General features: G+C 55.0%; 22 protein-coding genes. 16 read left to right on the forward strand and 6 right to left on the reverse strand.

Annotation, left to right across the window (positions count from 1 at the left end; genetic code table 11):
* Positions 1-9: 9 nt before the first annotated feature.
* The 4 genes from EGJ68_RS11040 to EGJ68_RS11055 all read left to right on the forward strand — a co-directional run bounded on the left by EGJ68_RS11040 (position 10) and on the right by EGJ68_RS11055 (position 5,698).
* Positions 10-1,224, forward strand: coding sequence for an efflux RND transporter periplasmic adaptor subunit (locus EGJ68_RS11040; protein ID WP_123034585.1), 1,215 nt, complete (start codon positions 10-12; stop codon positions 1,222-1,224).
* Positions 1,225-1,237: 13 nt separating this feature from the next.
* Entirely contained in the window at positions 1,238-4,384 is a 3,147-nt protein-coding gene (locus tag EGJ68_RS11045; protein ID WP_123034586.1) for an efflux RND transporter permease subunit, read from the forward strand.
* Between the two features lie 78 nt (positions 4,385-4,462).
* Entirely contained in the window at positions 4,463-4,657 is a 195-nt protein-coding gene (locus EGJ68_RS11050) for a DUF6316 family protein (protein ID WP_123034587.1), read from the forward strand.
* 132 nt (positions 4,658-4,789) lie between these two features.
* Positions 4,790-5,698 carry a cation diffusion facilitator family transporter gene (locus EGJ68_RS11055; RefSeq protein ID WP_123034588.1) on the forward strand — a complete coding sequence of 303 codons (909 nt, stop codon included), beginning with the start codon at positions 4,790-4,792 and terminating at the stop codon, positions 5,696-5,698.
* A gap of 106 nt (positions 5,699-5,804) precedes the next feature.
* Here EGJ68_RS11055 and EGJ68_RS11060 read toward each other — a convergent pair whose 3' ends face one another.
* Positions 5,805-6,710, reverse strand: a complete 906-nt coding sequence (locus EGJ68_RS11060; protein WP_123034589.1) for a cation transporter — start codon at positions 6,708-6,710, stop codon at positions 5,805-5,807.
* Between the two features lie 81 nt (positions 6,711-6,791).
* Between EGJ68_RS11060 and cadR the strand changes: the two genes are divergently transcribed.
* Both cadR and EGJ68_RS11070 read left to right on the forward strand, forming a co-directional pair.
* Positions 6,792-7,199, forward strand: a complete 408-nt coding sequence (cadR, locus tag EGJ68_RS11065; protein WP_123034590.1) for a Cd(II)/Pb(II)-responsive transcriptional regulator — start codon at positions 6,792-6,794, stop codon at positions 7,197-7,199.
* Between the two features lie 255 nt (positions 7,200-7,454).
* A complete protein-coding gene (locus tag EGJ68_RS11070) occupies positions 7,455-8,063 on the forward strand; it encodes a transposase (protein WP_408609908.1) in 609 nt (202 codons plus the stop codon).
* A gap of 477 nt (positions 8,064-8,540) precedes the next feature.
* Here EGJ68_RS11070 and EGJ68_RS11075 read toward each other — a convergent pair whose 3' ends face one another.
* Genes EGJ68_RS11075 through EGJ68_RS11095 form a run of 5 tightly spaced genes read right to left on the reverse strand, consistent with a single transcriptional unit; the run spans position 8,541 to position 15,533 of the window.
* Entirely contained in the window at positions 8,541-8,999 is a 459-nt protein-coding gene (locus tag EGJ68_RS11075; RefSeq protein ID WP_233248769.1) for a DUF411 domain-containing protein, read from the reverse strand.
* 44 nt (positions 9,000-9,043) lie between these two features.
* Positions 9,044-9,535 (reverse strand): ion channel, encoded by a 492-nt coding sequence (locus EGJ68_RS11080; RefSeq protein WP_123034591.1) that lies wholly within the window; start codon positions 9,533-9,535, stop codon positions 9,044-9,046.
* Positions 9,532-12,726: an efflux RND transporter permease subunit gene (locus EGJ68_RS11085; RefSeq protein ID WP_123034592.1), complete on the reverse strand. Its 3,195-nt coding sequence runs from the start codon at positions 12,724-12,726 to the stop codon at positions 9,532-9,534. The genes EGJ68_RS11080 and EGJ68_RS11085 overlap by 4 nt, the downstream gene beginning before the upstream one ends.
* Complete coding sequence (locus EGJ68_RS11090; protein WP_233248770.1) at positions 12,719-14,275, reverse strand: efflux RND transporter periplasmic adaptor subunit; 1,557 nt, start codon at positions 14,273-14,275, stop codon at positions 12,719-12,721. Before EGJ68_RS11090 ends, EGJ68_RS11085 begins: the two co-directional genes overlap by 8 nt.
* A complete protein-coding gene (locus tag EGJ68_RS11095) occupies positions 14,268-15,533 on the reverse strand; it encodes a TolC family protein (protein WP_233248771.1) in 1,266 nt (421 codons plus the stop codon). The genes EGJ68_RS11090 and EGJ68_RS11095 overlap by 8 nt, the downstream gene beginning before the upstream one ends.
* 1,142 nt (positions 15,534-16,675) lie before the next feature.
* Here EGJ68_RS11095 and EGJ68_RS11100 point away from each other — a divergent pair.
* The 10 genes from EGJ68_RS11100 to EGJ68_RS11140 all read left to right on the forward strand — a co-directional run bounded on the left by EGJ68_RS11100 (position 16,676) and on the right by EGJ68_RS11140 (position 25,171).
* Positions 16,676-17,134 (forward strand): MerR family transcriptional regulator, encoded by a 459-nt coding sequence (locus EGJ68_RS11100; RefSeq protein WP_233248772.1) that lies wholly within the window; start codon positions 16,676-16,678, stop codon positions 17,132-17,134.
* Positions 17,135-17,151: 17 nt separating this feature from the next.
* Positions 17,152-19,458 carry a heavy metal translocating P-type ATPase gene (locus EGJ68_RS11105; RefSeq protein ID WP_123034594.1) on the forward strand — a complete coding sequence of 769 codons (2,307 nt, stop codon included), beginning with the start codon at positions 17,152-17,154 and terminating at the stop codon, positions 19,456-19,458.
* A 49-nt stretch (positions 19,459-19,507) separates the two neighbouring features.
* A complete protein-coding gene (locus EGJ68_RS18405; RefSeq protein WP_123034595.1) occupies positions 19,508-19,789 on the forward strand; it encodes a DUF2933 domain-containing protein in 282 nt (93 codons plus the stop codon).
* 75 nt (positions 19,790-19,864) lie between these two features.
* Complete coding sequence (locus tag EGJ68_RS11115) at positions 19,865-20,305, forward strand: hypothetical protein (protein ID WP_123034596.1); 441 nt, start codon at positions 19,865-19,867, stop codon at positions 20,303-20,305.
* Positions 20,306-20,379: 74 nt separating this feature from the next.
* The gene (locus tag EGJ68_RS11120; RefSeq protein WP_123034597.1) at positions 20,380-20,745 is read left to right on the forward strand and encodes a cation transporter; all 366 of its coding nucleotides are present in this window, start codon (positions 20,380-20,382) and stop codon (positions 20,743-20,745) included.
* 357 nt (positions 20,746-21,102) lie between these two features.
* The gene (locus EGJ68_RS11125; protein ID WP_123034598.1) at positions 21,103-22,023 is read left to right on the forward strand and encodes a DMT family transporter; all 921 of its coding nucleotides are present in this window, start codon (positions 21,103-21,105) and stop codon (positions 22,021-22,023) included.
* A 245-nt stretch (positions 22,024-22,268) separates the two neighbouring features.
* On the forward strand, positions 22,269-22,886 hold the full coding sequence (locus EGJ68_RS11130; RefSeq protein ID WP_123034599.1) for a methyltransferase family protein: 618 nt from the start codon (positions 22,269-22,271) through the stop codon (positions 22,884-22,886).
* Complete coding sequence (locus EGJ68_RS18410) at positions 22,883-23,017, forward strand: hypothetical protein (RefSeq protein ID WP_269845666.1); 135 nt, start codon at positions 22,883-22,885, stop codon at positions 23,015-23,017. Before EGJ68_RS11130 ends, EGJ68_RS18410 begins: the two co-directional genes overlap by 4 nt.
* 76 nt (positions 23,018-23,093) lie before the next feature.
* Positions 23,094-23,375, forward strand: coding sequence for a DUF5676 family membrane protein (locus EGJ68_RS11135; RefSeq protein ID WP_123034600.1), 282 nt, complete (start codon positions 23,094-23,096; stop codon positions 23,373-23,375).
* Positions 23,376-23,512: 137 nt separating this feature from the next.
* The gene (locus EGJ68_RS11140; RefSeq protein ID WP_123034601.1) at positions 23,513-25,171 is read left to right on the forward strand and encodes a BCCT family transporter; all 1,659 of its coding nucleotides are present in this window, start codon (positions 23,513-23,515) and stop codon (positions 25,169-25,171) included.
* The last annotated feature ends 296 nt before the right edge of the window (positions 25,172-25,467 follow it).

Consider the following 25,467-nt stretch of genomic DNA (forward strand, 5'->3'; position numbering starts at 1 on the left):
ACTCACACCATGCAACTGATAAAACAACTCTGTCTGATTCTGGTGGCCAGCTGCCTTGCCGTCAGTCCCTTGCACGCTGCCGAGGAACAACAGGGCGAATCGCAGGCCGAGGCTAAAGGGCCTCACGGCGGCATACTGCTGCAACAGAACGACGCCACCGTCGAACTGCAAATCTTTGAGCAGGGCGTTCCCCCGGAATACCGGGCCTGGGTCACCAGGGGTGGCCGCGCCGTTACCGATGCTATTGACCTCAATGTCCAGCTCACCCGCCTGGGCGGGCAAGTGGACACATTCGACTTCGCCTACCGGGGGGACTACTGGCTGGGAGATGGCGTGGTGATCGAGCCCCACTCCTTCGACGTGGAAGTGACCCTCGCGATGGACGGCAAGAACTACAGCTGGCTCTGGGAATCCCATGAAGGTCGCACCCGGATTGCCCCGGCTATCGCCCAAAAAGCGGGTATCACAACGGCCGCAGCCGGGCCGGGTGCCATCGAGCGTAGCCTCACCACCTACGGCAGCCTGGCCACGGCACCGCAGCAGATTGCCCGGATCCGCGCCCGTTTCCCGGGCGTGGTCAGTCAGGTGAAGGTCAATCTGGGCGATCGAGTCGAACGTGGTGACGTACTCGCTCAAGTCGAGTCCAACGAAAGCCTGCAAACCTACGCACTGCGAGCGCCCATCGATGGGATCGTCATTGAGCGCCGGATCAGTAACGGGGAAATGGCCGGGGAGCAACCCCTATTCGCCATTGCCGATTTGACCACTCTGTGGGCCGAACTCAAGGTCTTCCCTGGCCAGCGGGCCGAGGTTGCCATTGGCCAGAAAGCCCGCCTGAAGGCTGACGGCATCGCGCGGGAAGGCGCCATCCGCCACCTGCTGCCGGCACCCGGCAACGCGCCCTACACCCTGGCCCGGGTCGAAGTCGACAACGCCAAAGGCCTGTTGATCCCGGGTTTGCTGGTGGCCGGAGAGATCGTGGTGGAAACGGTGGAGGCCCCGTTGGTGGTTGACAACCGCGCCCTGCAATCCTTCCGGGACTGGACCGTGGTGTTTATTCAGGTGGATGACACCTACGAGATCCGCCCACTGGAGCTGGGCCGCAGCGACGGCAACCTGACTGAGGTGCTGGGAGGCCTACAGGCAGGCGATCGCTATGTGGTGGAAAACAGTTATTTGATCAAGGCCGATATCGAAAAATCCGGCGCATCCCACGACCACTAACCAGGAGGCTATGATGATCAATGCCATCGTACGTCTCTCGGTAGAGCGACGGTTTTTAATGTTATCCCTTATTCTCGTGCTGGTCGGCGTGGGCGTGTGGAGTTTTCAGCGCCTGCCCATCGACGCGGTGCCGGATATCACCAATGTCCAGGTGCAGATCAACACCGAGGCACCGGGCTATTCGCCCCTGGAAGCGGAGCAGCGCATCACCTTCCCGGTGGAGACGGCCTTGTACGGCCTGCCCAACCTGTCCTATACCCGGTCCCTGTCCCGCTACGGCCTGTCCCAGGTGACGGTGGTGTTCGAAGAAGGCACGGATATCTACTTCGCCCGCAATCTGATCAATGAGCGATTGAGCGCCATCAAGAGCGCCCTGCCTCCCGGCCTGGAGCCGGAGATGGGTCCCATCGCCACGGGCTTGGGCGAGATTTTCATGTACACCGTAGAATCCCTGCCCGGCGCCACTCAAGCGGATGGCAGTCCGCTGGATGCTACGGCACTGCGGGAGATCCAGGACTGGATCATCAAACCCCAGCTGGCCCAAGTGCCCGGCGTGATCGAGGTCAACACCGTTGGCGGCTACGACAAGCAGTACCACGTCACGCCGTCACCCCAGCTGTTGCTGGAATTCGGCATCACGGTGGATGAACTGGTCAGTGCCCTGCGGGCCAACAACACAAATCGCGGCGCCGGCTATATCGAACGCAACGGACAACAGCTGTTGGTACGCTCCCCCGGGCAGTTGGCAACCATCGGCGATATCGAACAGGTGGTGATCGCCAACCGGGACGGCGCGCCGGTGAAAATCGCCGATGTAGCTGCAGTGGCCATTGGCAAGGAGCTGCGCACCGGGGCCGCCACCCGCGACGGCAGGGAAACGGTGATGGGCACGGCCATGATGCTGGTGGGGGAAAATTCCCGTGCAGTGGCACAGGCGGTGGCCGAAAAGCTGGACGCCATTCAACCGTCGCTGCCCGACGGGATCAAGGTGGAGGCGGTATACGACCGCACGGCGCTGGTGGACAAGGCCATCGCCACGGTGAAGAAAAACCTGCTTGAAGGGGCACTGCTAGTGATCGTGGTGCTGTTTCTGTTGCTGGGCAACCTGCGCGCCGCCTTGATCACGGCAGCAGTCATTCCGCTTTCGATGCTCGCCACCATCACCGGTATGGTGCAAGCGGGCGTGTCCGCCAATTTGATGAGCCTGGGTGCGCTGGACTTCGGCCTGATCGTCGACGGCGCGGTCATCATCGTCGAGAACTGTATCCGGCGTCTTTCCCAGGCCCAGCACAATGGTCAACTAGCCCTCAAGGAGCGACTGCAACTGGTGTTCGAGGCCACCAACGAGGTCATTCGCCCCAGCCTGTTCGGTGTCGCCATTATTACCGTGGTGTACCTGCCGATCTTTGCCCTCACCGGCGTCGAGGGCAAAATGTTCCACCCCATGGCGGCCACCGTGGTGATGGCCCTGCTGGCGGCCATGGTGCTATCACTCACCGTGGTGCCCGCCGCTGTGGCGGTCTTTATGGGCGGCAAGATCAGTGAAAAGGAAAGCCCGGTGATCAAGGGCGCCAAATCGCTCTACAGGCCGGCCCTACTGGTCGCTTTCCGATTCCGCTGGCTGGTGTTGGGTGGCGCTACCGCACTGGTGGCGGGCTGTATCTGGCTCACCACCACCCTAGGCTCAGAGTTTATCCCGCAACTGGATGAAGGGGATATCGCCCTCCACGCGTTGCGTATTCCGGGCACGGGCTTGGAGCAGTCCATCGAGATGCAAGCCCAACTGGAGGATGTGCTGAAGTCATTTCCGGAGGTGGACAAGGTCGTCGCCAAAATCGGTACGCCGGATGTCGCCACCGACCCCATGCCGCCGAGTGTGGCGGACAATTTTGTCATCATCAAGCCCCGCGCCCAGTGGCCGGATCCTGGCAAGACCAAGGATGAACTGGTGGCGGAAATGGCAGCAGCGGTGGAACTGCTTCCCGGCAACAAATATGAGTTCACCCAGCCCATCGAGATGCGCTTCAACGAACTGATCTCCGGTGTGCGCGCCGATCTCGGTATCAAGGTCTTTGGCGATGATATGGCGCTGCTGCTAACGTCCGCGCAGGCTATCCAAAAGGTGCTGGAAACCGTGGAGGGTGCGGCGGATATCCAGGTCGAGCAGGTCACCGGGCTGCCCATGCTGTCGGTTCACCCCAAGCGCATGACGCTATCCCGCTACGGGCTGACCGTGGATGATCTCCAGGATCTGGTGGCAGCCGGTATCGGGGGCGAAAACGCCGGCCTGATTTACGAAGGCGACCGCCGCTTCCAGTTGGTGGTGCGTCTGCCCGAAAACATCCGCCGGGATGTGGACAGCCTCGCGGACCTGCCAGTCCCCCTGCCGAACGGTGGCTATGTACCCCTGTCGGAAGTGGCCGATTTTGAACTGGCACCCGCGCCCAACCAGATCAGCCGGGAAAACGGCAAGCGTCGGGTGGTAGTCACCGCCAACGTGCGAGACCGCGACCTGGGTGGATTTGTCGAGGAAGCACAGGCACGCATTGCGGACGAAGTCGATTTGCCCCCTGGTTACTGGCTGGATTACGGCGGTACCTTTGAGCAACTGCAATCCGCCAGCCAGCGGCTTGCCATCGTGGTGCCGGTGACCCTCGCCATCATCCTCGCACTCTTGGTGATGGCCTTCGGCTCCCTGAAGGATGCCCTGATCATCTTCACCGGCGTGCCTCTGGCCCTCACCGGTGGAGTTCTTTCCCTGTGGCTGCGAGACATGCCCCTGTCGATCTCGGCGGGTGTTGGCTTTATCGCCCTCTCCGGGGTGGCGGTGTTAAACGGCTTGGTGATGATCGCCTTTATCCGCGATCTTTGGCACGAGCAGGGTAACCTGATGAAGGCCATTGTCGAAGGTGCCCTGATCCGCCTGCGGCCGGTCTTAATGACCGCTTTGGTCGCTAGTCTCGGCTTTGTGCCCATGGCCCTCAATACAGGCACCGGCGCCGAAGTCCAGCGTCCTCTGGCGACCGTGGTGATCGGCGGGATTATCTCGTCTACCCTGTTGACGTTGTTTGTACTCCCTGTGCTCTATGCGTTGTTGCATGGCAGAAGTACCAGCGACTCCGAGCCCACAGGCGACATTAAACACGACTCTGATAGTTAACCAAAGCCCTACCATGGGGAGGAGTCTCCCCATGGTTTTTTCAGCGTTCTTTAATGCGTTTTATACTCAGGAAAGACTATGAACGATCCAAGGAAGCAACGAAAAGACGACTCGAAAGAAGTTCCATCCTTTCGAACACATCGCATCCACGCCATTAACAGTGACTGGTATTTTTTAACCCGTGAAGGTCAAAATATCGGACCGTTTTCGACCAAAGAAGCTGCAGAAGAAGGCTTGGCGGAATTCCTGAAAACTGCCAAAAAGGGTGAATAAGCAATGGTCCAATACCCACAGAGTCGCCAAGGCACAGGTAACCAGGTAACCAGGTAACCAGGTAACTATGTAAAGAGTAGGTTAAGTACACCAAATACATTTTTATCAATAGCCCCCAGCGAGGTTAGTCCGATGAGCCACGATCATGTGCATATGCCCCCCGAGATCAAGGATAAACGCGTTGCTATCGCCATCTGGGCGAACGGGATCTTGACCCTGGCTCAAATTGGGGGAGGTATTTTTGCCGGCAGTCTCGCCCTCATCGCCGACGCCCTCCATAACTTCTCTGACATGGCATCACTCGTCATCGCGTTCGCGGCGCAAAAAATTGCGCGCCGCCCGGCTGACGCAAGGATGACCTTTGGCTACGGACGCATTGAAATCGTTGCTGCCCTCATCAACTACACTACCTTGATCATTATCGGGTTCTACCTGATTTACGAAGGTGGCATGCGGATCATTGATCCTCCAGAGGTCAAGGGCTGGTGGGTCGTCTGGCTGGGTGGTATCGCCCTGGTCGTGGACGCACTGACAGCGTTGCTCACCTATTCGATGCAAAAAGGCAGTGTCAATATCCGTGCATTGTTCCTGCACAATCTGTCGGATGCACTGGCGTCGGTCGCCGTGGTCATTGGTGGGACCCTTATTTTACTCTACGACATGCGGTGGGTTGATCCTGCCATCACCATCGGCATCGCGGGCTACATTCTCTACCTGGGTCTGACAGAAATCGGCGGCACCATCAGGACACTCATGCTGGGCAGCCCGGTGGATATCGATACCGATGCCGTCATCGTTGCCCTGTCCAACATTGAAGGCGTTGTCGACCTTCACCATGTGCATTTTTGGCAGATGGGCGAACACGATGCCTCGCTGGAGGCCCATGTAATTATCGAGGAAAGTGCATGGGATCAGCTTGAGAGCATCAAGTACAGGATAAAGCAGGCTCTGGCGCAGGAATTCAACATCAGTCATTCAACACTGGAATTCGAGCACCCGGACCATATGCACAAAGATGCCCACACCTATGGGCATGGTTAAGAGAGAAATTCTCCATAAGCACCGGCAAGAACGGAGACTATTTCAATAGGCCGCCCAGGCGCGGAATTCTGCCGGCATGAATCCGAGCAGCGAGAAAGGGCCAGGACTAATAGCGCAGTTGCAGAATACGCCGGGCGCCATTCAGCACTATCAGACCGATGATCAGACCAATGACCAGATCGGGATAACGGGAACCCGTCCAGGCGACCAATACACCGGCGACGATAACCCCCACATTGGCGATTACATCATTAGCGGAAAATATCCAACTTGCTTTCATGTGTGCGCCGCCGTGCCGGTTTCTTGCGATAAGCACCAGACACCAGACGTTGGCGGCCAGGGCCACAACACCAAAACCCATCATTAACGCGGATACAGGTTCGCTGCCGAAGACAAATCGCCGCCCGACTTCAGCCAGGACTCCCAGCGCCAGAATCAACTGCAGCCAGCCTGAAAAATGCGCAGCGCGCAGCTTCATCCGCACACTGTGTCCAACGGCATACAGTGCCACGCCGTAGACGGCGGCATCAGCAAACATGTCTAGAGAATCCGCGATCAAGCCAGTGGATTGCGCCAGCCAGCCTACCGTCAGTTCAATCACGAACATAACGCCGTTGATGGCCAGCAACCACTTCAGAATACCGGCTTCGACCTGGGCGGTTGCCTCTTCCTTCTCCCTGGCCAAGACTAGATCCTCTTCCCCCACCGGGGTGGTTTTTTCGAGCGTGGCACCCAGCCCCAGGGAGCGCATCCTCTCCTCGATGGCAGCCCCATTGTCGCCATGGAATACCCGCACCTTCCGATTCGGTGTATCGAACTCCAGTAAAACCCGGGGCTCAATACTGTCCAAGGCCATGCGGATCATCCCCTCTTCCGATGGGCAGTCCATTTTTCGCACTCGGTAGTCACTGACATAGCCATGTTGAGAAGCCATATCAGTATTGGCTATTGCAGAGGTGGGGCCATTGGCAATCTTGTTGCTCTGACAATTGTCATTGCACGGGTCAGACATCGAATAAAGCCCTTGTGGGTGTACAGACCGCCACTATAAACTCTATAACAACTATAGAGTCAATCGGAGTAATGAAAGATCATGAAAATCGGCGAAGTGTCGGAAGTGACTGGGTTCTCCGTGCAAACCATCCGCCATTATGAAAAGGAGCATTTGATTGCCTCTGCAGAACGCAGTGAAGGCAATTTTCGCTTATACGATGAAGCTGCCGTTGAGCAACTGCTGTTTATCAAGCAATGTCGCAGCCTGGATCTCAGTTTGCAGGAGATTCGGCAGTTGTTGGCATTAAACCGTTCGCCCGGTGCGCAGTGCGACGACGTGAACCGGATGATGGATAGGCACATCGAGCAGGTGGAGGCGCGTATCCAGGAACTCACCAAGCTGAACGAGCAACTGAGAATGCTGCGCCTCAGTTGCTCAAACCGTCGGACAGTGGAGCAATGCGGCATATTGCGGAACTTGTCGGCTACTCCGGCTTCCCACAGCTGACGCCGGGGCCCAAAAACTCTCCTGAAGGTTCTGCAACAGGAGCATTTTTCCGTTGCCTTCTGGCCAGCCCCAGAAAGAGCAGGAAAACCTCTAGTACCAACAATTGCTCCAGAATCGCCCCTCAGGTGGATTTGACACCGACCCAATCATTGTTCAAAGCTGACAGGCAATGAGGAAATACCAATAATATCCGCTTTCTGAAGTGCCATAGTGTCCCCATGAGTGGTGTAAATCTTCACGGTGGTGGCGGCCACCGTGGGTCTCCGTAAACTGGAGGTTGCGAGACAACCAGACACGGAGAGACACCACGATGACCTGCTCCGAGAGCTGGGCCAGTTGGTATTGCAACGGCTTATGGACGCCGAGGCAGAGCAACGCTGTGGCGCGGGTCGGCACGAGCGCAGCGAGGACAGCGTCAACCAGCGCAACGGTTACCGAGAGCGCACGCTGGTGACCCGCTTGGGGACGATGGAGTTACGCATTCCGAAGCTGCGCACAGGCAGTTACCTGCCGAGCTTCATTGAACCTCGCAAGGCCTCGGAGCAAGCGCTGGTTGCCGTCGTGCAGGAGGCCTATGTGAAGGCTATATCGACTCGCAAGGTGGACGAAGCTGGTGCAGGCTATGGGCATGAGCTGGCGCCAACGAACTCCCTGGAGCGATTGAACAAGGAAATCAAACGCCGCTCACGGGTGGTCGGTATCTTCCCGAACAACGCCGCCATCATGCCGCTGGTGGGAACATTGCTGGCTGAGCAAGCAGATGAGTGGCAGGTGACACGCCGCCACATGAGCCAAGAGACGTTGGCGCGTGTGCTGAGCAAGGAAGACCAGGCCAACCCACTGCCACAGTCTAAGGCCGCCTGACGCGATGAAAATGGAGACCGGGATTACACCGCTTGACGGGACACTACCTGGAGTGCCGACATCGCCTTACCCATTAGGATAAACGCCAGGTCCAGCAACAGGAAGGTCGTGACGGATGGGAATCCTGCAAGGGGTATTTTCACTGAATTACGCACCAGTAACCGAGCCAACCCCGCCAAAAACAGTGCGGGCTAAAAAACCGCTCAATAGGAAAATTGAGCGCTTGCAGCCCCGGTGAGCAGGGCCTGATAAAAAGGATCCTTCCAATGCTCACGATGAACCGCAATAAATGAAAGCTGCGCAAGGCTCTACAGGTCACCCGAAGTCAGATGGGAGTTGCTGCACTGCTGCATATAAGCTTGTCAATGGGCATCACAGGCTTCACTGTGCATCGAAATGCCTACATTGAACAACACGACCGCCACCAAAAGGGCCGTGACACTCCCACCCGCTCTTATCAACTAGACACCGGTCCACCTATTCTGGGCCATCAACATGGGAAAATACTTCGCTGGTCCCGTCGCTTTTCAGCAACAGCACATCGTAGCTATCGAATCGCTCACCCATTTCCATACCAGGGCTTCCTATGGGCATGCCGGGCACTGCTAATCCGAGTGCGCCTTCCGGTATGTCGTCTAGAAATTGCCTAATCAACCTCGCGGGAATATGGCCTTCAAAGACATATCCATCCACTACACCCGTATGGCACGACTGGTAGTGAGGATCTATGTTGTACCCCTCTTTTATTGCATCAAGACTCACCCGATCTTTCGTGATCACTGCGAACCCTTCGTTCTTTAGATGATCTACCCATTTATTGCAACAACCACAAGTTGGGGTCTTGAACACCTCCATCTTGATGATGTTGACCCCGCTTTGCTGACCGGGAACAAGTTGCTTTTCCGAGCAGGCCACAACTAGAAACATCGCAAACATTGCCGCTACCGCTGCCCTAGCAGCATATAATCTCCTCATTCTAATCATTTTCTACTTCCCCTCTCGTTGACAAGTGTCGTGTCCACATGCGCAAACGGTTTGTCGCATCTATTTTCCCATGGCCAAAAACGCCCCATCGCTAGAAAAGTGAATGACGCAGACCATGTAATAAGTAGAAAACCGTTGAGTGCTTCCATGGCTGTGATAAAGCGGATGTGGCCCTGGGGCTCAATGTCACCCAGGCCAAGCGTTGTATAAATCACGCCCGAATAGTAGAGATAGCTCATCGCATCCGTGATCAAGGCACCTTGAAAAACTCCAAGCTCCAGAACGGAGACAGAGACACCGTAGGTGATCGCATACATTCCGATCTCTGCTATATGTACCAGAAAGAGCGTCACAACGACAAATAGCACTTTTGCCTGCGTAGAAATTCTAAACTGGGTAACTCTTGATCCCAGCCAAAGTAACGCCCGGTAATGAAACATAAACGTCAAGGCGACCAGCCCGAACGCTAACGCGATCGCAATAATCATGAAACCGAACCTGCTGGCCCATCTGCGGCCTGTACTTCAGAGCTATCGGCCACAACGCGTCGCTTTTCCTGAAACTGGAGAACAAAGCTATAAATCACAGGCAGCACCAGCAGATTGAGTATCATCACGGTCAGCATTCCGCCGAGCATGGGCGCGGCGATTCGATGGGTGACATCTGATCCTGTGCCACTACTCAACATGATTGGTATCAAACCCGCCATCGTGGAAATGGCGGTCATTGCTACCGGCCTTACTCGTTTAGATGTTGCGTTCAGTACAGAATCCCGAATCTCCTCTAATGTAAGACGCCTTGCGCTTTCACTTCTGCGCTCGGCAATTTCTGTATCGATAAAGCTCAACACAAGCACGCCAATCTCTGCCGCCATGCCCGCCAACGCAATGAACCCAACCGCTACCGCAACCGACACGTTGTAGTCGTTGAAATAAATGAGCCAGATTCCACCTATCAGACCAAAGGGTATCGATATCATCACGACAACCGGCTCGATAACATTGCGAAAGTTGAAGTAGAGCAACAGAAAAATAATGAACAGCGTTGCAGGCGCTACGATGCTAAGCCGTTTCGCCGCTCTTTCCATGTACTCGAATTGGCCCGACCACGTCAGCGTATAACCAGCCGGAATGTCGACCTGCTGGTTAACAACCTCTTTGGCCTTAGTCACGAATCCGCCAATGTCTGATGTTGATATGTCTACATAGATCCAGGCGTTGGGTCTCGCATCTTCACTCTTGATGACCGGCGGACCTCTCGTATAGTTGATCTCGGCTACCAGAGCGAGAGGAATTTGCGCACCGGTTGGTGTGGGTATAATCACGCGCTTGAGGGTTTCCAGATCATCCCGAAGCTCTCTGGGGTAGCGCAGATTTACGGGATAGCGTTCCAATCCCTCCACGGTTTCGGTGATATTCATGCCCCCGATAGCGCTTTGAATAACGTCCTGTACTGCGCCAACCGTGAGTCCATAGCGCGCGGCACTTTCCCGATTGATGTCAAAATCGAGGTAGTAGCCACCGACTGCGCGGTCCCCAAACGCGGAGGTCGTCTCGGGAAGCGTTTTCATGGCCTGCTCAATGTCCTGAGAGACTTCCTGCAGGACATTGAGATCAGGCCCCGATACTTTGATGCCGATGGGCGTTTTGATGCCAGTAGAAAGCATGTCGATGCGCGTCTTGATCGGCATGGTCCATGCGTTGGCGAGACCAGGAAACTGGATCGCGGCGTCCATCTCGCTCATCAGCTCTTTCGTTGTTTTGCCCGGATCGGGCCATTCCTCTTTTGGTTTCAACCGCACAGTGGTTTCGATCATTGCCAGTGGCGCGGAGTCAGTCGCAGTTTCTGCACGGCCGACCTTGCCAAACACATGATGTACCTCGGGGAACGTGGCGAGTATTTTGTCCGTTTGTTGCAACAGTTCCTTTGCCTTGGTGATCGATATTCCGGGGAACGTTGTGGGCATATACAGTATGTCGCCCTCATCGAGCGGCGGCATGAACTCGCTGCCCAGTTTGGAATAGGGGTAGTAGGTAGCGCCTAGAAGCGCTATAGCACACACGACAGTCACTACCCTCCAGCGCATCGCCGTTTTCAAAGCAGGCCGATGGAGTGCATGGAGCGCGCGGTTCAACGGGTTTTTGTGCTCCGCAATGATCTTGCCTCGCAGAAAGTAACCCATCATTACCGGTACCAGTGTGATGGCCAGTATTGCCGAGGCCGCCATGGCATAGGTCGCGGTGAAAGCCAGCGGACTAAAAAGCCTTCCTTCTTGCGCTTGCATCGTGAAAATGGGGAGAAACGATACAGTAATCACAAGAAGGGAGAAAAACAGAGCTGGGCCTACTTCCTGACAAGACTCGCCGATCGTTTTCCAACGCTCCTCGATCGGGAGATCACTGCCCTTGGCGTCGCGAGCCATGGCAAGTCGGCTATGCGCGTTCTCCACCATCACAATGGCACCGTCCACCATGGTCCCGATGGTGATTGCGATCCCACCTAAAGACATGATGTTGGCGTTAAGGCCCTGGACCCGCATCACGATAAAGGCCATCAGAACGCCCAAAGGCAGAGTGATAATGACTACAAACGCAGAGCGCGCGTGTAGCAAGAACAAAATCACCACGATGCTTACGATAACCAGTTCCTGGGCGAGTGATGTGTTGAGGCTGTCAACCGCTCGCTCAATCAAATCACCACGGTCGTAGACTGGGACGATCTCAACGCCCTCGGGAAGCCCTGCTTTCAGCTCTTCCAGTTTTGCCCGCACAGCCTGAATTGTTGCCAGCGCGTTTTCACCAAAGCGCATAATGACTACACCACCCGCAACCTCGCCCTCTCCATTGAGATCCACGAGTCCGCGCCGCAGTTCAGGGCCGATCTGCACATTCGCGACATCTCGCAGACGGATTGGCGTACCATTGTCATCAACGGAGACGGGTATCGAATTGAGATCATCGATGGATTGTATATAGCCCAGACCCCGCACCATGTACTCGGTCTCGGCCATCTCGACCAGGCGGCCACCTACGTCCTTATTGGACATCTTGATCGCCATCGTGACTTTGCCAAGGGGAATGTTGTAGCGAAGTAGTGCATTGGGATCTACTTCGACCTGGTATTGCTTGACGAAGCCACCAACAGATGCAACCTCCGATACGCCATCTACCGTCTGAAGTGGGTAGCGGAGATACCAATCCTGCAAAGAGCGAAGCTCCGCCAGGTCGTGTTTACCGCTTCTATCGACCAACGCATATTCATAGACCCATCCCACGCCGGTTGCATCGGGCCCCAATGTGGGCGTAACACCCTGAGGCAATCGTCCGCTGACGTAATTGATTGATTCGAGAACACGCGAGCGTGCCCAGTACATGTCAGTGCCATCTTCAAAAATAATATAAACAAACGACAGGCCAAAAAACGAATAGCCCCGCACAACTTTCGTATCGGGAACAGCCAACATCGAGGTTGTCAGCGGATAGGTCACCTGATCTTCCACAACCTGCGGCGACTGCCCCGGGTACTTCGTAAAGATGATGACCTGGACATCCGACAAATCGGGAATCGCGTCCAGCGGAACGTTCTTATAAGAGAAAATGCCGACCACGCCGATAATGAAGGTCGCCACCAGAACCATAAATCGATCACGCAGGGACGCATTGATGATCGCCTTAATCATGAACCGTTCCTCCGTGAGCGTCTTCGCCCATCTCATGGTCTGGTTCCTCGCTTATCTCATGCCCCGTATCGCTACGAGCACCGCCCTGCCCCTCAGACATTTCAGAATCGTTTCCATCCATGTTCTCGCGATCACCTGAGTGCGCGGAGTGATCAGTCTCAGTTTGAAGATCTTCGCCTTTAAGTGCGTCCATCATTTTGGCGGTGGCCTCGCGCAGATTTGATTCGGAGTCAACCAGGAACTGCGCCGATGTCACCACCTCTTCTCCATCAGCAACACCGTCTAGTACCTCGACGCGACCGCCTGATTCCACGCCTAGCCTCACAGTTCTGGGCTCAAACTTTCCGGGCTCCCTGACGACAAATATCTGCGGGTTGCCTCCAGAGCGCACGACTGCCTCTGATGGCACGACAATGGAGTTGGTGCGCGTGTCGGACAGTATCTTTACCTTGGAGAACATATCGGGCCGGAGCAGGAGGTCAGGATTGTCGAACACCAGTCTCACTTTGGTGGTCCGGGTCTTTGCCTCCGAATAGGGGTAGATGTAAGCCACTTCACCTGTAAAGGTCTTACCGGGTACAGATGTGAGCGTCATTTCCACCTCGTCGCCGACATTTATCCAAGGAATCTCGTTTTCATAGATGTCAGCCAGTACCCATACTTCTCTCAGGTCGGCCAGCATGTAGAGCTCTTGCTGGGGCGTTACATGCTGTCCTTGACGAACCCCAATTCGCAGCACCGTGCCATCCACAGGCGAGTGAATGTGAATGCTCTTCTTGATCTCCCGACTTTTCTCTAACTCCTCTATCTGGTGTTCGGGTACATCCAAAAACTGCAACCGTTCACGCGAACTCCTCACCAAGTTCTTGGCACCCTCGCGAATTTCTTCAAAGGGGCTCTCTCCCAGCGCAGCCAGATTGTTCAGTGCCAGTAGGTATTCCTGCTGGGTGGAAACCAACTGCGGGGAGTAGATGCTCAGGAGTATGTCGTCGGATGCGACAGCTTCACCAGTCTTGTCAACGTACAGCTCCTCTATCCAGCCCTGTACTTTTGGATGAAGCCGCGCCATGCGTTCCTCATTTAAGTCAACGCGACCAACGGTTCTTATAGTCCGGCTTATGGATTCAGATTTCGCTATCGCGGTGCGAACTCCGATATTCTGAACGACCACAGGATCGATCTTTACTGTGCCGACGACATCGCTACTCTCGCCTTCGGCGTACACCGGTACATAGTCCATACCCATGGAATCCTTCATGGGGGTAGGCGAAGTGACCGACGGGTTCATCGGGTTTCGGTAGTACAAAATATCGCGGTCGCGAGACCTACTCCCCTCCTCCGCGTATACGGGGATATAGTCCATCCCCATCGAGTCCTGCGCCGGGACGGGCGAGGTGACGCTTGGGTTCATTGGATTACGGTAGTAAAGCGGCTCGGGGCCGCCCTCCTCAGCGACTGTTTCGCCTGTGATGTCCTGAGATAACCAGTAGCCGCCGGCCAATCCGAGGCCAAGCATGATGACCGCTGTTGCAATTGTCGCTTTACTCATAGATGGACACCCTTCCTACTGCGGCCTCCAGACGCGATAACGCCTGATTGGCTTCACTGAACGACTTCCAGTACAGAAGCTCATAGTTAAACAAAGTCATTTGACTGCGAACCAAGTTGAGAAAGTCAACTTCGCTCACCTGATAGGCAGCGAGCATCGATTGCACCGTTTGCTCGGCTTGTGGAATGATGCCTGTGCTGAACAATTCGTTCTGCTCCCTCGATTTCTGATAGTCGGTGATAGCGGTTGCAATGGCAGATCTCACGGCACTTTTCTCATCAATAAGCGCGTAGCGATTCTTCGCGACTTCCGCGGTTTTTTGAGAGATAGCTCCTGACTGCTTGCGGCCTGCATAAAGCGGTATCTTGACTCCAAACATTACCGAGAAGAGATCCGCTCGTGATCCACCCATGAAAGGCGGGTTATCACCATCCCGCTCTCCATACATGACACCGAGCTTGAAATCCGGAAACCTGTCTTTCTTGGCTAGCTCGAGCCGCGCTAGAGCCGCTTGCATCTGAGTCTCCTTCTCTTTTAAGGTCGGCCTGGATTCGTTCGCGATCGCAAAGAGCTCGGTTTCGCTGAGGATGCCCGGCATCGAGCTGATATCAACGTCAGCGAGCGCCGCAGGAGAGCTGGCCGGTCTATCCATGAGCGTATTAAGCTGTATCGACTGGTGTTTTCTCAAAGCCACCAGACTTATGCCCTGCTCAATCAGCTTGGAAAGTTCCAGCTGCGCGAGCAAAATATCCTGCTGTAGTCCCCTGCCCGTTTCATATTTGGTTTCGGCCACTGCAATAAACTGACGCAGTAGCTCCTTGTTTTTCTCCAGCGTCTCCAACGCCCGATCGAGGTAGTGTATCTGCCACCAGGTTGTCTTGACGGAGTTCGCTAGCCTTACTCTCATTTCGTCTACAGAGTAGCCAGCGGCGATCGCATCAAACGTCGCAGCTTCTTCTTTGAGATCCAGTTTCCCGGGGAAGGGGAACTCTTGGCTAAACCCGAACTGCAGTTGCGTCATCCCCTCCTGATCGCGATCAAAACTGTCCGTTGGGAAATTCATCGCGTTGATGTTGAGCATGGGGTCCGGCAAGCTACCGACCTGCCTAGGCACTTCCCGCAGCGCCTCGTAGCGATGTTGCATTGCTGCAAGGCCAGGATTGTCTTCAAGCGCTAGCAACACCGCTGCCCGCGCCGTCAGAACTGGGTCCGTAGCGCCGCCCTCCGAAGCATTTGCGTTTATCGGTAGAATCGTCATTAGGCACAACATCAGCAATCGCAATACCGCTCGACCTCGAGAAGTGCGAACCCGATTGCGGCTGCAGAATCTAGCGAGATTGTTGGATAAATAGCAGGCCATGCTAATTTTTCCTTTTTTGTTTGGCTTTGTGCGATTCGATCTCATCACGCAGTGATGGCGATATTTCTAGACGTAAGCCATTGCTTTGCTTCATTCTCGGCACTCGTCATATCACACCTCCTTCACAGTTAAACCACCCCGATACATCCGCATCTGGCACGTAAACACATATTTTCTCAGTGGGAGAGCAGGCACAGCGACTTCAAACACTGCATCCACTATCAGACCCTGGCTAACACTTACATCAGCGGACACAACTACCGCTGCGCAAGGGGATTCACAAACTCTCAAAATGAGCAGCTTTGGTGACTGACCGGAATTGATGGAGCCGTATCACCGGCCACTTGAACATCTGTTTCGTCTTTGTACAGACAGAACCCCCATACCATGAGCGCGATCAGCAGGAGTCCAGCTATGTTAATTGCAACCACTCCGGCCGCTCCTCAGTGCAACCGCTTCGTCCAGTATTTAAATAATCGTTGCAGATATGATGACATCACACCATTTGGTAACGATAAAAACCCGGCACCTATTTGCCGCTCTAATATTGTTTAAGGAAGCCACACACGACCCCCATAGTAGAATTTACGGACCAACAGAAAGATTACCCCCACATTACATTGTTGTAATTTTAGCGTCATGCGACTGACAGGCATTTCCCTCTACCCTACTGATAACTGTTTCATGTTGCTTAGCATGCGATGCATAGCGGAATCTGTAGCTTCCTTGGTTGCGGATCATGACCAAGCAAATAGCGAGAGCCATTGCGCCCTGCACCGCCATTTTTCTGCACAGAGTTGTCCTGCAGGAGAGTGTAATCAGCAATTACAAGCGACGATATCTCGAGGCGGACCTTGGCCCGAGCGCTCGGAGAAAGACGACTATCTGGATAATGTGGCATCTAAATTCGAACGCCACTTGACCTGTGTTCATGACACAGGTTTATCGTGCCGATAGTTACGGTACAACCTAGGTCTAGAACCCGGTAGCTAAACATAGATCATTGGTGAAAATCATTAGGAGGTCTAGCCAGATCGCTAATGGCGGGTAAAGAGGATACGAATCAAATGCGAGTCAACCAAATAGCCAACGAGATTGGGGTAACCGCGGATACAGTGCGCTTCTACACGCGCGTTGGTTACCTCAACCCTAGCAAGAACCCTACCAATGGATATAAAGAGTATGGCGACAAGGAAAGGCGCCTGCTGCGTTTTATTCTGAGCGCTAGACAACTGGGTTTTTCGGTGGAGGATATTGGTCAAATCCTGAGTACCGCCGAACGGGGTCGCTCTCCCTGCCCACTGGTCCGGGTGCTAATCCAGCAGCGTTTGATCGAAACTCAAAAAAGCTTTCAAGACAGCGTGCAACTTCGCGAACGTATGACATCGGCAATTGAAACCTGGAACCAGAAGCCGGACCGAGCACCGACAGGTGAGATGATCTGCCACCTGATCGAAGAATTTGACCACACTGCGGCAGCTGTCTACAACGGCGCATAAACAATCGGAGAGATCTCATGGATACGCCCAGCTCCTCCTCACAATCACAAGCAGTCAGCGATCGCGACAGCCAGCAATTCATCCAAATCGTAGTACCGGGTATGGGCAGCGATCACTGTGCCGGACTGGTTTCCAGCTCCATCAAGCGTCTCGCCGGCATTACTGACATTTCCACCAACGTTGCCAATCACAAGGTGACGGTTCGCTTTGATCCGGCAACGGCGGATGCAGAAACTATCAAAAAAGCCATTGAACGTGCGGGATACGAGGTGGCCGGCGTCAACGAAAACCGAGAGCGGGCGGATACGGAGGCGGATGAAGCCGTCGAGGAACGCTACCTCGACCAGGCATGGAAGCGCCTGTGGTTCGCCGCCATACCCACCACCCTGATCATGGTACTGATGATGGTACACATGCTATGGATGCCGGTGCCAGGTTATCTGGCCTGGGTGGCCCTGCTCGGCTTTCCCGTGGTGTTCCTCCGGGGTGGTTGGGCCACCCACCGCTCGTCCTGGCGCTCCCTCACCAACCGTACCGCCAACATGGATGTACTCATCTCCATGGGCAGCCTGCCCCCCTACCTGATTGGGCTGGTGGGCTTTGTCTACCCCATGACCTCTTTTATTGAGATGGCCGCCACCATCATGACTTTTCACATGCTCGGCCGCTACCTGGAAACCCGGGCCAAGGGGCGGGCCTCCCAAGCGATCAAGAAGCTGCTCAAACTGGGCGCCAAAACAGCAGCTGTACTGCGAGATGGACAAGAAATTGAAGTGCCGGTGGCGGAACTCCAGGTGGGAGACATTATGGTGGTCCGCCCCGGCGCCAAAGTGCCCACCGACGGCGAGATCGTCGAGGGCAACAGCCACCTGGATGAATCCATCGCCACCGGCGAGTCCGTGCCGGTGGAGAAAGGGCCCGGCGACGGGGTGATTGGTGCCACAATCAATAAGGAAGGCATGCTCCAGGTTCGCGCCACACGGGTGGGCGCCGATACTTTCCTGTCACAGGTCGTTCGGCTGGTGGAACAGGCGCAGGGTTCCAGGGTGCCGATCCAGGAATTCGCCGACAAGGTGACCGCAAAATTCGTCCCGGCAGTTATTGTCATCAGTTTGGCGAGCTTGGTGGTCTGGCTGCTGTTCGCCGAGCCGCTGCGGCCGATTCTTTACTGGGGTGCCGAATTCCTGCCTTGGGTCAATCCGGAACTTTCACCCTTAATGTTGGGGGTTTTAGCGGCCATTTCCGTCTTGGTCATCGCCTGCCCCTGTGCTCTGGGACTGGCCACTCCCACCGCCATTATGGTGGGCTCGGGCCTGGGCGCCGAATCCGGTGTACTGATCCGTTCCGGCGAAGCCATTCAGTCCCTCAAGGATATCAAGGCCGTGGTCCTCGACAAGACCGGTACGATCACCAAAGGCGAGCCCGCCCTGACCGACGTGATTGCCACCACCGACTTCGATGCGAGCGACGTGCTTCGATTCGCGGCTTCGGTGGAAGCGGGTTCCGAGCACCCCCTGGGGCAAGCCATCGTAGCCGGTGGCCGCGAGAAAGGCCTAGATGTTCCGACCGTCGCCGACTTCCGCGCCATTACCGCCCGCGGAGTGGAGGGCCGGGTGGACGACCAACATATTCGCGTCGGTAGCCGCCGGCTTCTCAATGAAGCAAACATAGAACTGGGCAACCTAGAAGAGGCGCTGGTCCGACTGGAAAATGAGGGCAAGACCGCCATGCTGGTGGCCGCTGGAGATCGCGCCGCTGGCATTGTCGCCGTGGCCGACACCATCAAGGAGGACTCGAAAGCCGCCATTGCCGCGCTTCATGAGCTGGAGATTCACACCGTCATGATAACCGGCGACAACGAGCGTACTGCCCGCCATGTGGCGAACCAGGTGGGCATCGACGAGGTGCTGGCGGGCGTCCTGCCGGAAGGCAAGGTGGACGCCATTAGAAAACTGCAGGCCAAGTATGGTCAGCAGGTGGCTATGGTGGGCGACGGCATCAACGACGCCCCGGCACTGAAACAGGCCAATGTGGGCATTGCCATCGGCGCTGGTGCCGATGTCGCCATCGAGGCGGCGGATGTCACTCTGGTAAAGGGCGAACTGTCCAAGGTGGTGGAAGCTATTCGCCTGTCACGGGCCACCTTCCGCAAGATCGTGGAAAACCTGTTCTGGGCCTGGTTCTACAACCTGGCGGCCATTCCCATTGCGGCGGTGGGCCTGCTTCATCCCATGATCGGGGTGATCGCCATGACCAGCAGCTCCCTGTCGGTGATCGGCAACTCCCTACGCCTCAAGCGGGTGAAACTGAATGCGGACAAATAACCCGATTCCGAATTAACAGCGCTGCCTGAGGCGGCGAAGGAGAAACTCAATGGCAAGCAAACCCGGATACTGGACCAGCCTTCACGGCTTGGCAACACTCACACTGATTGGCGCCGCATTCTACTTTCTCCTTGTGGAGCACGGCGCCCACGTTCTTCCGTATCTCCCCTTTCTGATTATCCTGCTGTGCCCACTGATGCATATCTTTATGCACAAGGGCCGCGGCGGGCACGCTGACGGAGAGCACGCTCACGGCCAACATCCGGATGCGGACGAGGCCTATCGTCGGGGCCTGGAAGAAGGCCGAAAAGAGGCTGCAAAACGACGATAGACATTGTTTAAAACCGGTGAGCTCAATCCTCACCAATCGGAGTCGACTTTTCGACACATCCACCAGGAGAACACCATGAAAAAATTATGTAAAGCAATCGCCCTCACTGCAATTTTTGCAACTCCCGCCTTCGCCCAGGATGGTCATCAACACGGTGACGAAATGATGGACAGAACCATGGGAATGCACGATCAAGAGATGGCATCGATGCATGAGCACATGCAGGAAATGCATGCGTTGATGGAAGAGATAAAAGCCGAGCAGGATCCGGAGATGCGCCAGCAGTTATTGGAGGAGCACATGGATGTCATGCAATCCGGCATGCATATGATGAGCAGTAGTATGGCTACGTTGCACCAGCCCGGCAACAAGGGCCAAGACATGGCACCCATGAACATGGAAAAGTGCATGAGCATGATGAGCGAAGACAAGAACATGATGCAGGCAATGATGGATCAGATGAAGGAGCATCAGACGCAAGAGAAAAAGCTCCGCAAACATATTCACAAGAAATAGCTGATCCGACCGAAAGCGTGCATTCTCCGCGCTGACGCTGAATATGCACCCGCACAAAAAAAGGAGCCTCGTGAATGAAACACAAAGAGCACCGATTGGGCGTTTCAGAGGTCAACCTGGTAAATCGTCAGCTCAAACTTGTGGCGCCCATTGACAGCAGGAATCTGAACGCAGCCATTGCAGAAATTGACCAGCTATACGGTGTGGAAAAGGTCGCCTTCGACGACAAGTCCGCCAAACTCGATTTCTCCTATGACGCATCCCGGCTATGCATCGACTGCGTGGGGGAAATTCTGGCTAAGCACGGTATTCAACCCAAACATGGCTGGTGGGCGCACTTTAAAGAAGAGTACTACCGATTTGTCGATCAGAACGTCAAGGACAATGCCCAACATGAACCCTGGAGCTGTCACCGCACACCTCCACATAACCGAAAATAGGTTCTGAAAGGGCATGTCCTTGCTCCCGCATACTGAAAACAGGCGCCAAAATGAACCAGCAATCACTAAAGAGCGATAACCCCCCAGGGGAGAAGACGAACAGCCCCGTGAATTGGCGATACTGGTTTGTTATCCTCGGTTTCATTGCGTTTGCCGCCCTACTTTTCCCGCAGAAGCACAGAGCCCAGTTATGGGGCAAGTCGTGCAGCCATTGCCGCAGGCAGCGTGGTCCCTTTGCGGCTGGCTGGTGGCCGGTGTCACTGTGGAGGAAGTTCTGTTCGTCGGCACTCTCGGCCTAATGCGGTGCTCCCTCTACGAACACCTTTATTGGCGCCAGCACCTCCCCGGAACGTCACCATGAGCATGCGCCCGATACCCACCGATATTGCATGGATGGTAATCGTGGCGCTACTCTGGGCCATTTGCTTCCCGTTTATTGCGATTGGCCTGCCAGACGCTCCACCTCTTTTGTTTGCCGCCCTGCGTGCCTTTCTTGCCGGTGGGCTGCTCGTCCTTGTTTGCATCGCGCTGCGGCTTCAGGGGACTTATCAGCTCAACCCCCGAAGTCTGCTACATCTTGGGCTAATCGGTTTATCGTATACGGCTTTGGGCTTTGGCGGCATGTTCCTGGGCGCCGGGCACTTGTCACCGGGCCTTGCAACCGTGCTGGCGGGCACCCAGCCGCTCATTGCCGCGGCGATCGCCGCCATCTGGCTTGGTGAGACCCTGAAAGCCAAGGGTATAGCCGGCTTGGTCACCGGTTTTTTGGGTGTGGCCTTGTTGTCGTGGCCGGGATTCGGCGGGAACAATGACGGCTATCTCTTGGGAGTTACCTGGGTACTGATGGCCGCTATAGGGACGGCAATAGGCAATATTCTGCTAAAAAACGAAGCGGGCGGCTCCATCGCTGCGCCCATGGCGATCCAACTCCTGTTTGGTGGCGGAATACTGTTGCTCGCCTCAGCGATAGCCGGTGAACACTGGAGCGTTAACTGGACAGTCCGATTCACTGGCTCCTTACTCATTCTCTCCGCGCTGGCAACAGCCGCGATGATATTTCTCTGGTTCGGTCTACTCGCCCGCGCCCCATTGAACCAACTGAACATCTTCAGCTTTCTGACCCCGGTCTTTGGGCTACTGATAGGATTTTTGTTCTTCAGTGAAAGGCTGCAACTTATCCAGGCGCTGGGTATTCTGATCGTCGTATGCGGTATAGCCCTCATGCAAGGGAGCCGTGCCATTCAGGTTAGCGTCGCTGAGGCGGGCGATGAGCGATGATTACCTCCAGCAACCGTCCCGATTGGTCCGAACCGAAAGAATAGCAGGGCCTATGTACCAATGCCGCGGCGGAATATAGCTATTTGCTGAGAATAGACGAAGGCCATTTGAGTTGGATTCTACTTATCATAGAAGAAAGATGTTGGTTTGCACTGAAAAGTTTTCTAGCGTGACGAGAAACATTATTCTTGACTCTATATTTTCTTCTTAACCGCTGACATATTTTCATTAAAGGTGCTGATATTATGCATGTAGGAATGTGGGGCCTGGCAGTCATCGTCACTGTTATCGTTTCGTGGTTGATGTATCGGTATCTTGCCCCTGATAGCTGGAAGGAATGGGCGCGCGCTGGCGTGCTGCAGGCCTTCATCATCGCTTTTTACGCGGAAATGTACGGTTTCCCCCTCACTATCTATTTTCTGGCCCGATTTTTTGGGCTGGATCTCGAATGGGGCGAAGGTGGAAACCTCTGGGCCCAACTTTTTGACTCGCCAGTGGCGCACATCGTGGCCATGATTCTGGGATATGGCATAGTCTTTATCGGTGCATCACTCGTAGCCGAAGGCTGGCGAAGGATCCACGCGGCAAGACGCGAAAACGTGCTTATGTCCGATGGAATTTACGCTCATATACGCCACCCACAATATACAGGCCTTTTCCTGATAATCTTCGGGGAAGGTGTCGTACACTGGCCGACAATTCTCTCGGTCCTGGCATTCCCCATCATTGTCGCCGCCTATACCTACCTAGCAAAAAAAGAAGAGCGTCAAATGCTTGAGCAATTCGGCGACGAATACCGGGCGTACCGGCGTAGAGTACCGATGTTTATTCCATCCAGCGATATGATCAGGAGGTCCACATGAACCCGCAGGCCGTTACAATCGCCAGCGGCATTATCTTCATTGTCGTTATTATTCTGGTTGAGTTACACCAACGCAAACGTCGCAGACAACAGAATGCGGACATTCAACACAACCCCGACAGCGATCAATAAAGATCCAATCGGGATGTAACTGTTTCGTAAACCACTTCAACCCTTGAAGAATTCGGACTAAGAGAGGACGTTAACTATGATCAATTCGAACACACCTGTCACCCAGTTACGTGTCGCCCCATTAGGCAATACCCTGTCGCTGTTCTTGGTGATCAGCTATCTGTTGTGCGTGGGTTTTGGTCTGCTTGCCCCGGCACAGATGCGTATGTACGAGGCGTGGGCACCGCTACTGCCCGGCTTCGAATGGCTTACGTGGACTGGCTTCTTCATTGGCTTAGTCGAAGTCTATCTGTACGGCTGGTATATCGCGGTTTTGTTCGTCCCCTTGTACCGGGTGTTCTCCAGAAGCGAGCTATAGTGGCATCATACTCATCATAGGTCGAACGAATCCGCTTAGAATCTTTAACCAAAACCCGAAGACTGTCGGGCATTTTTCCGTCTCGTGATTCATTCATTACATAAAACTTACCGTGAACAGCTTAAAGTGAGCCGTTTATGAACAGGTCAACAATATTTCTTAGGGAATATCTGGGCGATGTCGGAGTGGTGTTTTACACCTCGGTAGTGATCATAACTGCATTCGTCACCTCCTCCGTCCTGTATCCCGACGCGGTGGAATCCACAGCCCTGAAGATTCTCGATATCACCGCCCGGAAACTTGGCTGGATGTATCTGATGGCAACCACCGGCTTTGTGTTGTTTGTCCTGTTTCTCGCCTTCTCCAAATTTGGAAGCATTCGCCTGGGAGCAGAGGGTGAACCACCGGAGTTCTCGTTCAACAGCTGGCTGGCGATGATATTCTCGGGCGGGATGGGTGTCGGTCTGGTTTTCTGGGGCGTGGCCGAACCGATGATGCATTTCAATGATCCGCCCCTTGGCCTTGCCGAACCCCGCACCCCAGAGGCAGCGCAGCTGGGAATGCGCTACGCGTTTTTTCACTGGGGATTCCACCAATGGGCCAACTTCACACTGGTAGGGCTGGCCATTGCCTATGTGCGCTTTCGTCACAGCAGTCGCGGCCTGATCAGCGAAAGCTTCCGCCCGCTACTGGGCGATCGGGTGGACCGCGGCTGGGGCAATATCGTCGATATCCTTGCCGTGGTCTCCACCGTATTCGGCGTCGCAACGACTCTCGGCCTTGGCGCGTTACAGGTCAACAGCGGACTGGCCAATCTGGGAGTAGCTACCTACTCTACGACATCACAATTTTACATTCTCGCGGGACTCGCAACCTTGTTCATCATTTCGGCAATGACGCCCCTCAACATGGGTATCCGCTACCTCAGCAATGCCAATATGGTGCTCGCCGCTGGACTGCTGTTTTTCGTGCTCGTCACGGGACCGAGCGGTTTTATCTTCAGCGAACTCACCCAGACAGCGGGTGAGTACCTTGGCAATATCATAGAGATGAGCTTAGTAACCACTCCCTATTCCCATGAACATTGGGTGGAGCAATGGACCATGTTCTACTGGGCCTGGGGATTGAGCTGGGCGCCATTCGTGGGCAGTTTCATAGCGAGGATCTCGAGGGGTAGAACTGTCCGCGAGTTTGTCTTGGGCGTAATGATCGTCCCGGTGGCTTTAAGCATGTTGTGGTTTGCCACTTTCGGCGGCTCCGCAATCTACTTCGATTTGTTCGATGGCGTCGCGATTGCGGATGCCGTATCGGAAGAAGTGCCGGCCGGACTTTACGTCCTTCTTGATCAGTTACCCTGGGGTGAGTTCGCGTCCATACTGACCGTGGCACTGGTCTCCATGTTTGTGGTGACGTCAGCGGATTCCGCCACATTTGTGCTGGGCATGTTCACCTCAAAGGGTGTTCTTACACCAACACGGTTTGTTCGCATCCTCTGGGGAGGACTTCAGCTACTGATGGCTTCCGTCCTGTTACTAAGCGGTGGCCTGAACGGGCTGCGAACCGTATCCATAATCGCCGCTTTCCCGTTCATGTTACTGATGGTGCTGATGGCATTCTCCCTTTACAAAGATCTCGCGGCGGAGATCAGGCGGCGGGAGGAAAAAGAGCAATTGCTCCGCACCCGGGTTGAAAAATTGTTGATGCGGGAACCCGAGCGTGACGCGGAGCGCCGGGAAGAGGAAGAAATTCATCCAACCGCTCCAGAGGAATGTCCCGCGCAAAACTGCGACAATTAGCCAATCTAAGCCATATTCGTTGTGGATTGTGACTGTAAATAAAGGTTGCTTCCACACCTTCACCCCCTCTGGTATCTGTATGACCAGCCGAACGAAGGAGACGTAGATCTTCACAGGCACCAGCACCCTACCATCGACACACTTCGATGCCGCCCAGCACAGGTCACGCTGGATTACCTAATTCGGCACAGAATAGGGTGTGGTCAGCCACAGCCCTTTGCGAGCAGCCCCGAATTGGCATTCCAGATGGCAACACAAGCGGAAACGACAGACTCTGCCATGATTCGTAACCAGTG

It is taken from the genome of Haliea alexandrii (assembly GCF_003719295.1).
GTDB classification, from domain to species: Bacteria; Pseudomonadota; Gammaproteobacteria; order Pseudomonadales; family Halieaceae; genus Haliea; species Haliea alexandrii.